This window comes from Desulfobacca acetoxidans DSM 11109 (genome assembly GCF_000195295.1).
Classification (GTDB): domain Bacteria; phylum Desulfobacterota; class Desulfobaccia; order Desulfobaccales; family Desulfobaccaceae; genus Desulfobacca; species Desulfobacca acetoxidans.
Window position 1 is genome coordinate 167,586 of record NC_015388.1, and the last position, 14,186, is coordinate 181,771.

General features: G+C 53.9%; 12 protein-coding genes. 9 read left to right on the forward strand and 3 right to left on the reverse strand.

The window, feature by feature from the left end; genetic code table 11:
• Positions 1-82: 82 nt before the first annotated feature.
• From DESAC_RS14860 to DESAC_RS00725, 4 genes are all read left to right on the forward strand, one after another.
• Positions 83-4,015, forward strand: coding sequence for a PAS domain-containing hybrid sensor histidine kinase/response regulator (locus DESAC_RS14860; RefSeq protein WP_013705151.1), 3,933 nt, complete (start codon positions 83-85; stop codon positions 4,013-4,015).
• A 192-nt stretch (positions 4,016-4,207) separates the two neighbouring features.
• Positions 4,208-5,119: a metal ABC transporter substrate-binding protein gene (locus DESAC_RS00715; protein ID WP_169311476.1), complete on the forward strand. Its 912-nt coding sequence runs from the start codon at positions 4,208-4,210 to the stop codon at positions 5,117-5,119.
• Between the two features lie 6 nt (positions 5,120-5,125).
• Positions 5,126-5,902: a metal ABC transporter ATP-binding protein gene (locus DESAC_RS00720; RefSeq protein ID WP_013705153.1), complete on the forward strand. Its 777-nt coding sequence runs from the start codon at positions 5,126-5,128 to the stop codon at positions 5,900-5,902.
• A complete protein-coding gene (locus DESAC_RS00725) occupies positions 5,895-6,710 on the forward strand; it encodes a metal ABC transporter permease (RefSeq protein ID WP_013705154.1) in 816 nt (271 codons plus the stop codon). The genes DESAC_RS00720 and DESAC_RS00725 overlap by 8 nt, the downstream gene beginning before the upstream one ends.
• Before the next feature lie 296 nt (positions 6,711-7,006).
• Here DESAC_RS00725 and DESAC_RS00730 read toward each other — a convergent pair whose 3' ends face one another.
• Entirely contained in the window at positions 7,007-7,327 is a 321-nt protein-coding gene (locus DESAC_RS00730; protein ID WP_013705155.1) for a HigA family addiction module antitoxin, read from the reverse strand.
• Positions 7,328-7,652: 325 nt separating this feature from the next.
• Here DESAC_RS00730 and DESAC_RS00735 point away from each other — a divergent pair, with 325 nt between their 5' ends.
• Positions 7,653-8,003, forward strand: a complete 351-nt coding sequence (locus DESAC_RS00735) for a hypothetical protein (RefSeq protein WP_013705157.1) — start codon at positions 7,653-7,655, stop codon at positions 8,001-8,003.
• Between the two features lie 46 nt (positions 8,004-8,049).
• Here DESAC_RS00735 and DESAC_RS00740 read toward each other — a convergent pair whose 3' ends face one another.
• Positions 8,050-8,364 carry an EF-hand domain-containing protein gene (locus DESAC_RS00740; RefSeq protein WP_013705158.1) on the reverse strand — a complete coding sequence of 105 codons (315 nt, stop codon included), beginning with the start codon at positions 8,362-8,364 and terminating at the stop codon, positions 8,050-8,052.
• 290 nt (positions 8,365-8,654) lie between these two features.
• Here DESAC_RS00740 and DESAC_RS00745 point away from each other — a divergent pair, with 290 nt between their 5' ends.
• Positions 8,655-9,503: a sulfide/dihydroorotate dehydrogenase-like FAD/NAD-binding protein gene (locus DESAC_RS00745; protein ID WP_013705160.1), complete on the forward strand. Its 849-nt coding sequence runs from the start codon at positions 8,655-8,657 to the stop codon at positions 9,501-9,503.
• Between the two features lie 40 nt (positions 9,504-9,543).
• The gene (gltA, locus tag DESAC_RS00750) at positions 9,544-10,968 is read left to right on the forward strand and encodes an NADPH-dependent glutamate synthase (protein WP_013705161.1); all 1,425 of its coding nucleotides are present in this window, start codon (positions 9,544-9,546) and stop codon (positions 10,966-10,968) included.
• Positions 10,969-11,405: 437 nt separating this feature from the next.
• On the opposite strand, the gene DESAC_RS00755 is transcribed toward gltA, so the two are convergent.
• A complete protein-coding gene (locus DESAC_RS00755) occupies positions 11,406-11,687 on the reverse strand; it encodes a TIGR04076 family protein (RefSeq protein WP_013705162.1) in 282 nt (93 codons plus the stop codon).
• Between the two features lie 1,042 nt (positions 11,688-12,729).
• On the opposite strand from DESAC_RS00755, the gene dnaJ reads away from it, so the two are divergent.
• Both dnaJ and DESAC_RS00765 read left to right on the forward strand, forming a co-directional pair.
• The gene (dnaJ, locus tag DESAC_RS00760) at positions 12,730-13,779 is read left to right on the forward strand and encodes a molecular chaperone DnaJ (RefSeq protein ID WP_013705163.1); all 1,050 of its coding nucleotides are present in this window, start codon (positions 12,730-12,732) and stop codon (positions 13,777-13,779) included.
• A 67-nt stretch (positions 13,780-13,846) separates the two neighbouring features.
• Positions 13,847-14,182, forward strand: a complete 336-nt coding sequence (locus DESAC_RS00765; RefSeq protein WP_013705164.1) for a MerR family transcriptional regulator — start codon at positions 13,847-13,849, stop codon at positions 14,180-14,182.
• Positions 14,183-14,186 lie beyond the last annotated feature (4 nt).

The window sequence follows — 14,186 nt, forward strand, 5'->3', positions numbered from 1 at the left end:
CCCGAAGCAATCAAAACAGGGCAATCACGGGGTTTGTCCCGACGACTAGGACGATACCTAATCGTGGGCTTAGGAGGACGTGATGAGAATTCCTCGAAACGCCCTGCCAGCGGGTTCTTGCGGATGGTGGGCAGTGATCTGGAGTGCCGGAGTGGTAGGGTTTGCCATCTCCGGTTTGGTGAGCTGGTTTTTTGAGGTGCAGTTTTGGGCCAGCGTTTTTCCAGATTACATTTCCATGGCCCCGAGCACTGCGGTCTCTTTTCTGCTTTTGGGCGTCCTGTTATTCCTCCGAACCTTAAAAGTGTTGCCGTCATGGATTGGTCTAGGGGCGGTGCTGGTCGCGGTTTATGGCCTGTTAAATTTTCTAGAGCTCTTCATCGGGGTAGATCTGAGCTTTGAGGAGGTTTTGTTTCCCGCCACCCGAAAGTTTGGGGAAGTGTTTACGAACCGCATGTCTCCGGTCAGCGGTCTTATCTTTTTTCTGGCAGGGATCAGCCTGCGACTCATTTGGGGGCGACAGGAGCAGAACATCGGCCGGAGCCTGGGTGGTTTTTTAGGTACCTTGGTGGCCTTTGCAGGTTTTACCGGGGTCGTGAGTTACCTCTTCGGCACCCCGCTGCTGTATGGCACTGACATTATCCCCATGCCCTTGAGTGTGTCATGCGCCTTCCTGCTGCTGGGTCTCGGATTAATGGTCGGAACCGGTCTTGAAGTCTGGCCGCTGCGGCTGTTGCTGGGATCATCCATCCGGGCCAGGCTACTGCGGGTTTTCCTCCCCTTAACGGTTGGAGCGGTTTTGTTGCAGGGCCTGTTGAACGATCTTCTGCCCATGGTTTTTCATAACTATGCTTTGGGAACGGTCTTATTGGCCTTGTGCTTTGCCCTTATTACCGGAGGACTGGTGACCATCGCCGGACAGAGTTTGGGCTCAACCCTGGACCTGGCTGAATCGGAGCGCAGGCGGGCAGAGGAAAAATTACACAAAAGTTACCGTGAATTGCAGGAGACTACCGGGCAGTTGGCCCAGTCCCGCAATATGCTGCATCTGATTATCGAGTCGGCGCCTGTCAGAGTCTTTTGGAAGGATAAAAATCTCCGTTACCTGGGCTGCAATACCTTGTTCGCGCGTGATGCCGGTTTCAGTTACCCGCAACAGCTTCTGGGCAAAGACGACTTTGTGATGGGCTGGCGGGAGCAGGCGGAACTCTACCGGGCAGATGACCGCCAGGTCATGGAAACTCGCCATCCTAAAAAGGATATCATTGAGCCGCAGACTACCCCTACCGGGGAAAAGATCTGGCTGAGAACCAGTAAAGTCCCGCTGGCAACGGTTGACGGCGAGGTCTTGGGGGTGTTGGGAGTCTATGATGATATCACCGCCAGCAAGGAGGCGGAGCAGGCCCTGCGGGAGAGTGAAGAGAGACTGGCTGGTATTGTCCAGTCGGTTACGGATAACATGAGTATGATAGACCGGAATTACAATATCCTCTGGGCCAATGCGGTGGCCGAACGCCTCTTCGGACCCAACCTGGTGGGGCGAAAGTGCTACCAGTGCTATCGCCGACAGGATGAGCCCTGTGAACCCTGTGTGGTAGCTCAGGTTTTCCAGGATGGGCGGATACATGAGCAGTCTGCCCCGGTAATCACCATCGACGACCGGACAAGGTATTTCTGGTGCACCGCCAGTGTGGCAGGTCGACATGCGGATGGACGGCCTCAGGCAGTAGTAGAGGTCTCTCGGGACATTACTGAACGCATGCAGGCCGAGCAGGCCCTGGAGGAGGAAGCCATCCGGCGGCGCCTGCTGGTGGAAGAGTCCAGGGATGGGATCGTCGTCCTGGACCAAAACGGCCGGGTTTACGAAGCCAACCGACGCTATGCCGAGATGTTGGGATATTCCCCCGAAGAGGTTCGCCAGCTTTACATCTGGGATTGGGACGATCAATGGAGCCGGGAGGAGTTGTTGGAGCAGATCCGGTGCGTCGATGCGTCCGGCGATCACTTCGAGACCCGTCACCGACGCAAAGACGGCACCCTGCTGGACGTCGAAATCAGTACCAACGGGGCCGTGATAGGCGGGCAGAAGTTGGTATTCTGCGTCTGCCGGGATATATCGCTCCGCAAGGCGGCCGAACAGGCGCTGCGGGAGAGTGAAGAAAAGTTCCGGTTGGTCTTTGAAAAGGCCCCTATCGGGATTATGCACTATGATCGAACGAGCACCGTTACTGAGTGTAATCAAAAGTTTGAGGAGATTATCGGCGCCTCCAAGGAGTATTTCATCGGTTTCAATATGATCCGGCAGTTGCGCGATGACAAGATGCGGCAGGCGGCGGCGGCCTCGCTCAGAGGCGAGGTGGGCTATTATGAAGACAACTATCTTTCGGTGACCGGCGGCAAGCTAACAACGGTAAGGGCGATTTTCCAGCCGATACTTTCTTCAGAGGGCAGTGTGCTAGGTGGTGTGGCAATCATGGAAGACATCACCGCACGTAAACAGGCGGAGGCGGCGCTGCAGGTCGCCCGGGAAAGTCTGGAATTGGCTCTCGAAGGCGCCGGCTTGGGAACCTGGGATTGGAACTGCCAGACCGAAGCAGTGACGTTCAACGAACGCTGGGCAGAGATGCTGGGCTATCGGCTGGAGGAGATCGAACCCCAGGTGAAATCCTGGGAGAAACTGGTCCATCCTGAAGACCTGCCTGTGGTTATGGAAGTGCTGAACGCCCACCGGGAGGGGAAGACCCCTTTTTATGAAGCCGAGTTTCGTATGCAGCATAAATCCGGATCTTGGGTCTGGATACTCGATAAAGGCAAGGTCATTGAACGGGATGCCGAGGGGAGGCCAATGCGGGCCTGCGGCACCCATCTCGATATTACCGAACGCCGGAGAGCGCAGGAGGATCGGTTACGCTCCAGCAAATTGGAATCCCTGGCCACTCTGGCGGGCGGCATCGCCCACGACTTCAATAATATCCTCACCGCCATCCTGGGCAACATCAGCCTGGCCAAACTTGAACGGGACGAAGGCGAAAGGTTGACCGACGCCGAGAGGGCCTGTTTACAGGCCAAGGCCCTGGCACATCAACTCCTTACCTTTGCCAAAGGCGGCTCTCCGATAATGGAACTGCTCTCGGTGGCCAATCTTATCAGAGAAACCGCATCTTTTGCCTGTCGCGGATCACAGGTGGTATGCGAATATGACCTGCCCGAAAACCTCTGGATGGTACACGCAGATGCTGGCCAACTCGGTCAAGTCTTTCAAAATCTGGTGATCAATGCCGTGCAAGCCATGCCCATGGGGGGAGCAGTAAAGATTTTGGGAGAAAATATCATAGTCGAAATTGGGTCCAACTTGCCTCTCAATCCCGGAAAATATGTTAAAATAACTGTTCAAGATCGAGGAATGGGTATACCCACAGAGTATCTCACCCGCATCTTCGACCCTTACTTCACCACCAAGCAGATGGGAAGCGGCCTGGGCCTGGCCACGGTCTATTCAATCATTAAGGCCCATAAAGGTCATATCGCCGTGGAGTCGACGCTGGGCCTCGGAACTGCTTTTGAGGTCTATCTCCCGGCGGTAACCGAAAAGATTGTCAAGCCGACCGAGGGCAACGGACAGGTGGTCAAAGGTGAGGGCAGGATTCTGGTGATGGATGACGAGGAAATGGTGCGGGAGATTTTAGGCAAGATGTTGCACTATCTCGGATATCAGGCGGTGTTCGCCCGGGATGGCCAGGAAGCCATTGAACAGTTTGGCGCGGCCCAGCAATCCGGGGCGGCCTTCGATGCGGTGATATTGGACTTAACCATCCCCGGCGGCATGGGAGGAAAGGGTGCCATTAATGAGCTGCTGCGGCTAGATCCCCGCATAAAAGCTATAGTTTCCAGCGGCTATGCCGATGATCCGATCATGGCCAACTTCCGAGAATATGGGTTTAAGGGAGTTGTCACCAAGCCGTATCGCATTATAGAACTGAGCAAAGTACTGCAAGAGGTGGTTGGGAACAGGCAGTAACCGCTGCCGCATGAGTTGCCGGAAGCAGGGCGCTGCAATAAAAGCAGAATGACACTGGATTCCCTTTTTGACGACCCGGGCCGAAGGGCCATCTAGAGGTATGGATGCATGAGACCACGAGGTGTATGGTTCGGCTGCATAGGTTTGTTACTGACGCTTGGTTTTCTGCCAGTTAACCCGGTTCTGTGCCAGGTGGCAAAGGTACGAGTGGTTGCCAGCATCGTGCCTTTAGCCGATTTTTGCCGTCAGATCGGCGGGGATCGGGTGGACGTGGAGGTATTCATTCCGCCCGGGGCCAGCCCGCATAGTTTTGAGCCTTCGCCCGGGGTCCTGGCAAATCTGGCGCAGGCCAAGGTCCTGGTGTACAATGGGGCCGGATTGGAACCCTGGGTCGACAGATTTTTGGCTGCCCTCGGTGACCATAAACCAGCCCTGGTGGAGGCCGCCCAGGGGATTGAGCTCATACAGGAGGTTCCTAAACAACTTGCGGGTCTTGAGGTTGGCGAGACCGGACACCATCAATCCGGGGATTATGGGAAGGCCAAACAAGGAGTTAGGGAGAGCAATTCTCAGAGAACCTCACATGCGGCGGAGGTCGGTAATCCACATATCTGGCTCGATCCGATCCTGGTGCAGGACACCTGTCGGCGTATTGCCGCCATCCTGGCTCAGGTTGACCCACCTCATCGAACCTTTTACGAAGCGAATCTGAATCATTATGTAGCAGAGCTGGCGGCCCTGCATGAACGCATTGCCACCCGTACGGCCGCATTTCGCATCAAGGAATATATCGGTTTTCATCCTTCGTTCTCCTATTTTGCCCGCCGTTACCAACTGCGGGAAGTGGGTGTGCTGGAGGCGGCTCCGGGTCGCGAGCCCACGCCGCGGGCCTTGGCTGGCATCGTACAGGCCATCAAATGCTACGGTATTAGAGTTATTTTTTCCGAACCCCAGTTCAGTCCGCGCCTGGCCCAGGCGATTGCCAGGGATACCGGAGTCAAGGTTTTAATGCTGGACCCCATCGGGGGGCGTCTCCCGTACGGGGAAAATTATCTCAAGTTGATGCAATACAATCTCGAAACTATGGCCCAGGCCATGGAGTGAGCTTCGATGACCGAGGTTGCCATTCAGATCCGTGATCTCAGCGTGCGGTATAACCACCGTTTCATCCTGGAAGATATTTCCCTGGAGATCAAGACCGGCAGTTTTGTAGGGGTGTTGGGACCCAACGGGTCCGGCAAGAGTACGTTCATCAAGGTTATTTTAGGGTTGATCAAACCAACTACCGGAAAGGTTCTGGTTTTCGGTGAAACGCCGGATAGACTTCGCCGGAGCAAGCACCTGGTGGGGTATCTGCCGCAACGGCCGTTAAGCAATCCCACCTTTCCGGTGTCTGTGCTGGACGTGGTGTTGATGGGGCGCTATGGTCTGTTGGGTTTGGGCCGGCGGCCGGCCCGCCGCGATAAGGAGATTGCCCTGTCAATATTGGAGCAGGTGGGCATGGCGTCTCGGGCCAATGCTGCCATCGGCGAGCTATCGGGGGGCGAACAACAGCGAGTGTTCATCGCCCGCGCCTTGAGCGTTGAGCCGAGCCTGCTGATTTTGGACGAACCCACTATTTCGCTGGATGCCTGCGCCCAGGATGAACTCTATGACCTGATTCACCGTCTACAGGAGCAGATGGAGCTGACAGTAATTATGGTGTCCCATGATATCGGTGTCGTCTCGGAACACGTCGGTGATATTATCTGTCTCAACCGACGCGTGTATGTGCACCAGCCGCCGCCGATCGGGCGTCTGGGGCTGGAGCAGACCTTTGGCTGCAGCGTGGAATATCTGTTTCATGGGGAGATCCCCCACCGGGTGGTAAGGGTGCACGATGAGTGAGATCCTGGGCCTGGGGTTTATGCACAATGCCCTGCTGGCCGGGCTGTTGGTGAGCCTCGTCTGCGGGATGTTGTCGGTCTTCATCGTCCTGCGGCGCATGGCCTTTGTAGGTGCCGGCATTTCCCATTCAGCATTCGGCGGCGTTGCCCTGGGCTTCCTGTTGCAAGTAGATCCCTTCTGGACCGGCTTGATCTTTGCCATTTTAGTGGCCTTTCTCATAGAGTGGGTCCAGAGTCGGGGGAAGATCGAGGAGGATACCGCCATCGGCATTTTCTTCGCCGCCGCGATGGCTCTCGGGGTAGTGTTCCTGCACCTTTCCCGGACATATAACGTGGATGTCTTCGGCGTGCTGTTTGGCAATATCCTGTCCGTCGGTAGGACCCAACTCCACCAGGTGGCCGGCGTGGCTGCAGTTGTCCTGTTTTTTATCTGGTTTTTTTTCAAAGAATTGGTCTTCATCAGTTTTGATGAAGAAATGGCCTGGGTGTGCGGGGCTCCGGTCAAGGCCCTGCGCTACCTGTTTCTGGCGGCGCTGGCCTTGGTGATTATTGCCTCCATTTATCTGGTAGGGATTGTCCTCGTCTCGGCCTTATTGGTGATTCCGGCAGCGGTGGCTCGCAACTTGACGACCCAAATCCGCAGCATGATCCTGGTCTCGACCGGCACCGCCATCGGCTCTACCCTGGGGGGGCTGGGATTTTCCTACCTGATTGATCTCCCTTCCGGAGCGACTATCGTCATCCTGCTGGCCGGACTTTTTCTGTTAACTACGGCTTGGAGCCGATACCGCCTGACCGGAACTGGATAAACGCCTATGTGAGGGTGAGAGTTGAAGGTTTATAATCAGGTAAAGGGAGAGGCGGTCCTCTGGTTTCTCAGCTCATCAGATCGAAAAATTTGTCGGCCCGCCGAAGTGGGTCTGTGAAGAAAAATTTATGTGGTTGCGGCAATCTGAAAAACCTTGGGAAACAGGAAAAAAATTGTCCTGGTAACTTCTCAGATTGTCCCGATGGAGCTCAAAAGGGGTGATTTAAGATGATTCCCAGGGGGGTGAATTAAGATGATCCTTGAAAGTTCCTTAGATGGCCAGAAAACTCTTCATGCTCAGGCCGGTTGCAAATCTTCATTTAGTTTCTTTACCGGCTTGGCAAGCGTCGGTAAACTCTTAATTATTTCGCCAGATTTTTGTTTCGCAAGCCGCAACTCATAGAGCTTTTGAAGGTTCAGCCTGAATTCCGGACTGGTTCCGAAAAAATGCCATAGTCGCAAGGCCGTGTCCCCGGTTACAGCCCGCTGGCCGTTCAGGATTTCGGTTATGCGGTTTGTGGGCACATTAAGCTGGCGCGCCAATTCAGCCGCGCTCATGTCCAACTCTTCAAGTTGTTCAGCAAGATGTTCCCCGGGATGTATGGCACTGCGTCCCATAATTCACCTCATTTAATGGTAATCGACGATTTCTACGTTTTTAAGATGAACCTAGATGCCGGCTCTTTCAACCTGTTGGAGGATAAGCTGACCTCCAAGGAGGGGTTGAAGGCCTGCCAGGATTATGGCAAACTCATCTGCGAAAAAGTGAAAAGATAATACCTGGTTGTAATTCTGAGCGTCGGATCTTCTTCATACAATTTTGCATGTTCTGGTGAACACAACGAAACATGAAAGAATAATTGGTGGCATAGGCCTCCTGGCCTGTGCCTCGGCAATTAACTCATAGGGCGGGCCGCGCCCGCCGTCTTTAAGCGCTGTTTTTATGCAAAGGGAAAAGACGGCGGCACGTACGTATGCCCGACTGACTATGTATGCTTGCCGCCGGTTGTTTTGGTGGTATAATAGCGTCATGGAGTCATTTCGGCACAACCTCTCCCCGGTAGAAGTAAAAAAATTCCTCAAAACCGCTGCTGACCTGATTGAGAACCTGGCCATGCGCTACGTCCATAAAATTAACACCGCATGTCCCCGCTGTGGCCAGCGGCAGCTCTGCTACGGCGCCGCGGTCAGTTATTTCAGCAGCAGCTTTGATAAGACCACTCACGAAATCATTGTCTGCCTGCACTGCGGCTATAGAGACCTGGTCACACTGACCACGTGTGAGCGATTATAGGTTTGAACCTCCGTGCAGGTTCGATGATCGGCGTCGGGGCTCGGGGTTAGCGGTTTCTTTGCGGTCGGGTTTGCATCCCCGGTTGTTCCATGGTCCCTGAGGGATGCAAGAATTCATCCTGAGTCAGGGCCCCGTCGCCATTTTTATCAAAAAACCGAAAATTCTCCTCACCTGCATATTTCTCTGGCCAGACGGACCTGTACTCTTCTTTAGTGACCTTACCGTCCTGGTTTTTATCCATAGCCTGAAACATCTTTCCCATATCCTGGCGGACTTGCATCGTCTGGGACCATCCTTGAACACTTCCGAAAAATAAGGGCAGTAAGATTACCATCAAGACTATGGTTAGCCATTTAATCATTTGCGGTTGACCTCCGGTAACATTTTAGGTGTAAAGATTATAGCCCTCATTAATGAAAAATGACATACGAATTTTTCGGGAGACCTGCACATTTGCCTTCGGTTCTCCGTTGATCTCCGATAACCAATAATTTTCTTCCGGCGGAGTTTTTGTGATAATTATCACTTGCATCTTTTCCTCATAGCGTGATAGAAACCTAGATTAAAAGTGATATTAAGGGAGGTTTAGGTTTTAGGGCCTCCAGAGGCTTATCGGATAAGGGTAATAATTATCAATCGAGGAGAGGATCTATGTTTGAAATAGTGGAACGTCAGGAATTGGCCCAGGGGACTATTGTCAGCAACTGGATCAAGGCCCCCAAGATCGCCGTCAAGGCCAAGCCGGGGCAGTTTGTCATCCTGCGCGCCAACGAGACGGGGGAGCGCATCCCGCTGACCATGGCGGACACCGACCCTGAGAAGGGTCTGATCAATGTCATCTATATGGTAGTGGGCAAGAGCACGGCGCTCTTTAAGACGCTGCAGGTGGGTGATTCCTACCGGGACGTCATCGGTCCGTTGGGTGCGGCCACCCATCTGGAGAAAGTAGGAAAAGTGGTATGCGTCGGCGGCGGCACCGGCATTGCCGTTCTGCACCCCATTACTCGGGGCCTGAAAAACATCGGCAACCACGTCTTCGCAGTCATCGGGTCACGGTCCAAGGATCTGCTCATCATGGAGGACCGCATGCGGGCCGCTTCCCATGAACTCTTGATCTGCACCGATGACGGAACCTATGGCCACCATGGATTCGTCACCGACAAACTAAAGGAAGTCCTCGAAAACAACAAAGACATCGGTTTGGCCGTCTGTATCGGCCCGGTGCCCATGATGCGCGCCTGTTGCAATGTCACCAAGGGATTTAATGTCAAGACGCTGGTGAGCCTCAACCCCATTATGGTGGATGGCACCGGTATGTGCGGCTGCTGCCGGGTCAGGGTCGGCGGTGAGATGAAGTTCGCCTGCGTGGACGGCCCCGAATTTGACGGCCACCAGGTAGACTTTGATGAGCTCAATCTCCGGCTGCGGTCCTATCTGCCGGAAGAAAAACTTTCGTACGATATGTTTAAATCGGCCCACAAATGTTCTTGCGGCAGTTAAATTAATCGGCAGCCAGCTCAGTTAATTGGAGGATAGAATCATGGCAGAAGAAACCAAAGCTCCTGAAGCACCCAAGAAAGAAAAAATCCCCCGGCAACAGATGCCGGAGCAGCCCGCAGATGTACGGCGGCATAATTTTGATGAGGTTCCCCTCGGCTATACCCCGGAACAGGCCATGAAAGAGGCGTCGCGCTGCATCCAGTGCAAGGACCCCCGCTGTCGCCAAGGCTGTCCGGTTGAGGTCGATATCCCGGCCTTTATCAAGTGTATCAAAGAAGGTGATTTTGAAGGCGCCATCCGCAAGCTCTGGGAAAAGAACGCCCTGCCGGCTGTCTGCGGCCGGGTCTGTCCGCAAGAAGTGCAGTGTGAAGGACTATGCGTCTTGGGCAAGAAGGATCAGCCGGTGGCCATCGGCAACCTGGAGAAATTTGCCGCCGACTATCAGCGCAACCATGGCCGGGATGTCCTGCCCCCCAAAGCCGCCCCCACCGGTAAAAAGGTGGCCGTAGTCGGCTCCGGCCCCTCCGGTCTCACGGTAGCGGGTGACCTGATCCTGAAAGGCCACGATGTCACTATTTTCGAGGCCCTGCATGCTCCGGGCGGCGTTTTGATCTACGGCATCCCTGAATTTAGGCTTCCCAAGGCCATTGTCGCCTCGGAATGCAGATACCTGGAGAGACTGGGTGTCAATTTTGAGGTCAATGCCGTCATCGGCCGCTCCGAGACCGTGGATGAGCTGCTGGAACGGTTTGACGTGGTATTCCTGGGAGTCGGCGCCGGGCTGCCGATGTTCTTGAAAGTACCCGGGGAGCACTATATCGGGGTCTATTCCTCCAATGAGTATCTGACCCGCTCCAACCTGATGAAGGCGTACGACTTTCCCAACTATGACACCCCGTTGGTTCGGGGGAAGAGAGTGGCCACCTTCGGCGGTGGCAACGTGGCCATGGACTCCGCCCGTACTGCTCTGCGCATGGGCGCCGAAAAGTCGTATATCATCTACCGTCGTGGTCGGGAGGAACTGCCGGCCCGGAAAGAAGAAATCCACCACGCCGAACAGGAAGGGGTGGAATTCATGCTGCTCTCCGCACCGGTGCGGTTCACCGGGACTGATGACGGCTTTCTCACCGGGGTGGAATGTCGGCGCATGGAACTGGGCGAACCCGATGCCTCCGGCCGCCGCCGCCCCATTGAAATAAAAGGTTCGGAATTTATGGTGGAGATCGATACTGCGGTCATCTCTATCGGTTCGAGCGCCAACCCGCTCCTGACCAAGAGCACGCCGGGTCTGGCTTTGAATAAGTGGGGCAACATCGTGGCAGACCCCAAAACCGGCAAGACCATGAAACCCCGGGTCTGGGCTGGCGGCGACATCGTTACCGGCGCCGCCACTGTCATCCTGGCCGCTGGCGCTGGCCGGGTAGCCTCCAACTCGATCCATGATTTCCTGACCTTCGGCTGGTAACCCGTCTGTCGAAGAGACCAAAAAGCCCTGGGGCTCTCTGAGCTCCAAGGCTGTTTCTTTGCATTGCCCTGATCAGGTTCATATCAGATAGAGGCAAGCCCCTGTGGTTGCCTCAGGGCAATTATTTCGGGGCAGGCACGAAGGCCGGTCTCCTCCTGGCAACCAAAATCCCCAAAAACAGAATGTGGGCGGGAAAGCGAAGCGCCTCCCGCCCTTCGCATTACTAAGAAACTACAGCGGTCAGTGGCCCGCGCCTCCTCCCGCCGCTGGAAAATGATTGTTGCACAGGTTGGGAGACCTAAGCTACCAGTCATTCTTTCATATTTCGTTGTGTTCCTGAGAACTTGAGGACTTTTGATAATAAGTATGAAGCAATAACACCATATCTGCCAGGATCGGCAAGCTAACTCGCCGATCCCCGTACCTAAAAACAACGATTATCTTTTAATCCTTTTCAATTCAACCTGTACCCTGTTTTTTGCATTCGGACAGTCCCAAACCTGGATGTCGGGGTTCTCAAAGAGCGGGAATGTCCCACCAAATTGTAATGTTGTCACCCAGTTAAACAGGTTGTGATAAAAGTAACCACAGAAATTGCCACATTGGTGCACCGACAGTTCAAATTCGTCGCCAACCTTCATGCCAATGGTGCAATCATTTTGCATTCCAATTACCTTGGCTATCACCTGGTTGCCGATTTTGGGAAAAGTTACAGCCATCTCATTTTTCTCCTATTTTTACAAAGATTAACCCATCAATACCAACCAGTCATTTGACAGGTTGCATCGTGCGGCAAAACTCGCAACTTCTCAAGCGAATTTCCTGCCAATCGACACTCTTCTTCGGAACCAAGATTGAGCGGTAGTCCTGGCCATTGTAACCCAAATACGGTCTGGGTAAACTTTCCCCCCGATTAATGCCGATTAGGTTCCGCTTTTTGAAGCCAAACCGTCTTGCAATATGAACTATAGCACAAATCCCACCCAAAAAAAATTTTTTTCAATTTGCGAATACCATAAGTTTACTAATCAATGCTCTACCTCTGCAGAAAAGCATGGCTCCGCCTTGCAAAGGTTGAACCTGACCAGCCGGTTCAGCCAACTTGCGGCTGTATTGTCTCAAATACCAGGTATAACCGAAACTCTAAGCCCTGGTCAACAAAGGTAAATATGAAATAAGGGCCTGAACGTCTGTTAACACCGGCCTCGTACCTTTCGAGGAAACGGGGAAAGCAAAAAAGGACCGAACCACTGCGGTGTTACATAACCGCAAAAAGGCGGCAGTGATCCAGGCTGCCATCCGGGAAACTCTGGCGTTTCAGCCTCTCCCGGGTTGCAGAGATTCCGACCGAACTCGTCCGGAAAGTTCACGTCTTTCCTTCCGTCCAGGTAATAACGACCCATACCTTTCCTTTCTAACGTGACTGTTCTACGTGTAAACCTGACAACCTCACGTGCCCCCCTTTCGAGCGGTCGCACCTGCGGAAATGGGGAGGCTTAATTATATTGAATTCAACTTTTCTCTTTTCCCAACTTCTTAGATTGCAATTATTGTTCCACCCATGGTTTGGCGTCATGCTTTGCTACTGCTGCTTTGGCCCTTACCCGAGAACTTCCTTTAGGCGCAGCAAGGAGAAATGGCGTTAGGAGGGCATTCAAATCAGTCCGTACTTGACAGGACGTTCTAATTTTCCTACTCTACATAATGAATTAGAACTGTTCCAAGGGTTCTGGTTCATATCTTCCCTGTTGGAGATTGCCGGTGCTTGAAAGGGATGCCTATGAAATCTTAGGGGTGGCGCGGGATGCCAGCGACGCCGAGATCAAAAAAGCCTACCGTAAATTAGCCCGTAAGTACCACCCAGACGTTAATCCGGACAATAAGGAAGCGGAAAAGAAGTTTAAAGAGATTTCCGCCGCCTATGACATCCTTGCCAACCCGGAGAAACGGACGCAGTATGACCAGATGGGGGCGGCGGCCTACTATGCTACTCCAGAGGCCGCCCGCGGTTATGAAGAGGCCTTTACGGGCCGCGATTTCAGCGACATCTTTCGGGACTTCTTCGGCGGGGGTGCGGCATATGGCGGACCGACGCCAGGGGAGGATCTGGCCTATGCACTCGAGATCGATTTTTTGGAGGCCGTCCGGGGCACCCACAAAACTATCACCCTGGAGAAGCAGATCATCTGCCCCGGATGCAAGGGATCGGGCTATGAATATGCCGGACAGGTCTGCCCGGCCTGTGGCGGTCGGGGGGTAGTGGAGAAGAAGGTCGACAACGTTCGTATGCTGATCAACTGTGCCGCCTGTCAGGGTACCGGCCGGACGGGTCAGCAGAGTTGCCGCCGATGCGGGGGACGGGGGGTGGTGCTAGGATCCGAGACCGTTGAGGTAAAGATACCTCCCGGCGTCGACCAGGGAACCAAGCTGCGGCTGGCTGGCAAAGGTAATCCCGGACTCAACGGCGGTCCGGCAGGCGATCTTTTCCTGATCATTTCTGTCCGGCCACATCCGCAATTCACCCGCCAGGGACGCGATATCTATTATAAAACGACCCTATCCCTTTTTGACGCCGTCCTGGGGGGCAAGATCACCGTCCCGACCTTGGATAAAACGGTCTCCCTGACCATCCCGCCCGGCACCCAAAACGGGCAGCGATTCCGGCTGAAAGGCAAAGGAGTTGGAACCGGTGGGGCCAGGACCGGGGATCAATACGTGGAGGTTCATGTGACCATCCCGAAGCAACTGAGCCCCAAAGCCAAGGAGCTTTTTCAATCCTTGAAAGACTCTCTTGCCGCTGAAGCCGGATAATAGACATTGGTTAAAGGATTTTGGCTTAGGCTCATCAGAGACATCTTCCGACTAACCGGAGCGCCCTATGCTTCAGACTGAAAAACGTTATTATTCACTCCAGATCGTCGCTACTACCTTAGGAGTGCATCCCCAGGCAATTCGCCTATATGAGCGGGAGGGGTTGATCTCATCGATGCGTTGTGGCAGCGAACGTTATTATACCATATCCCAGATTGAACGGTTGCGGGTGATTGTCCAACTACGCCAGGAACTGGGTGTTAATCTAGCCGGTATTGAGGTCATCTTACATATGCGGGACCGTCTCCAGACATTAAGTCAAAAGGCGGACACCTCTCCGGAGCCAGGCCCTGATTTCAAACCTCCTGCAAAGATAACGATTCCTATCCGCCACGAATCATGATGCC

What these genes read in the sequence shown, in the direction of transcription:
- DESAC_RS14860 (WP_013705151.1), top strand. Translation starts at nt 83, where the DNA reads ATGAGAATTCCTCGAAACGCCCTGCCAGCGGGTTCTTGCGGATGGTGG.
- DESAC_RS00720 (WP_013705153.1), top strand. Translation starts at nt 5,126, where the DNA reads ATGACCGAGGTTGCCATTCAGATCCGTGATCTCAGCGTGCGGTATAAC.
- DESAC_RS00725 (WP_013705154.1), top strand. Translation starts at nt 5,895, where the DNA reads ATGAGTGAGATCCTGGGCCTGGGGTTTATGCACAATGCCCTGCTGGCC.
- DESAC_RS00730 (WP_013705155.1), bottom strand. Translation starts at nt 7,327, where the DNA reads ATGGGACGCAGTGCCATACATCCCGGGGAACATCTTGCTGAACAACTT.
- DESAC_RS00735 (WP_013705157.1), top strand. Translation starts at nt 7,653, where the DNA reads ATGCAAAGGGAAAAGACGGCGGCACGTACGTATGCCCGACTGACTATG.
- DESAC_RS00740 (WP_013705158.1), bottom strand. Translation starts at nt 8,364, where the DNA reads ATGATTAAATGGCTAACCATAGTCTTGATGGTAATCTTACTGCCCTTA.
- DESAC_RS00745 (WP_013705160.1), top strand. Translation starts at nt 8,655, where the DNA reads ATGTTTGAAATAGTGGAACGTCAGGAATTGGCCCAGGGGACTATTGTC.
- gltA (WP_013705161.1), top strand. Translation starts at nt 9,544, where the DNA reads ATGGCAGAAGAAACCAAAGCTCCTGAAGCACCCAAGAAAGAAAAAATC.
- DESAC_RS00755 (WP_013705162.1), bottom strand. Translation starts at nt 11,687, where the DNA reads ATGGCTGTAACTTTTCCCAAAATCGGCAACCAGGTGATAGCCAAGGTA.
- DESAC_RS00765 (WP_013705164.1), top strand. Translation starts at nt 13,847, where the DNA reads ATGCTTCAGACTGAAAAACGTTATTATTCACTCCAGATCGTCGCTACT.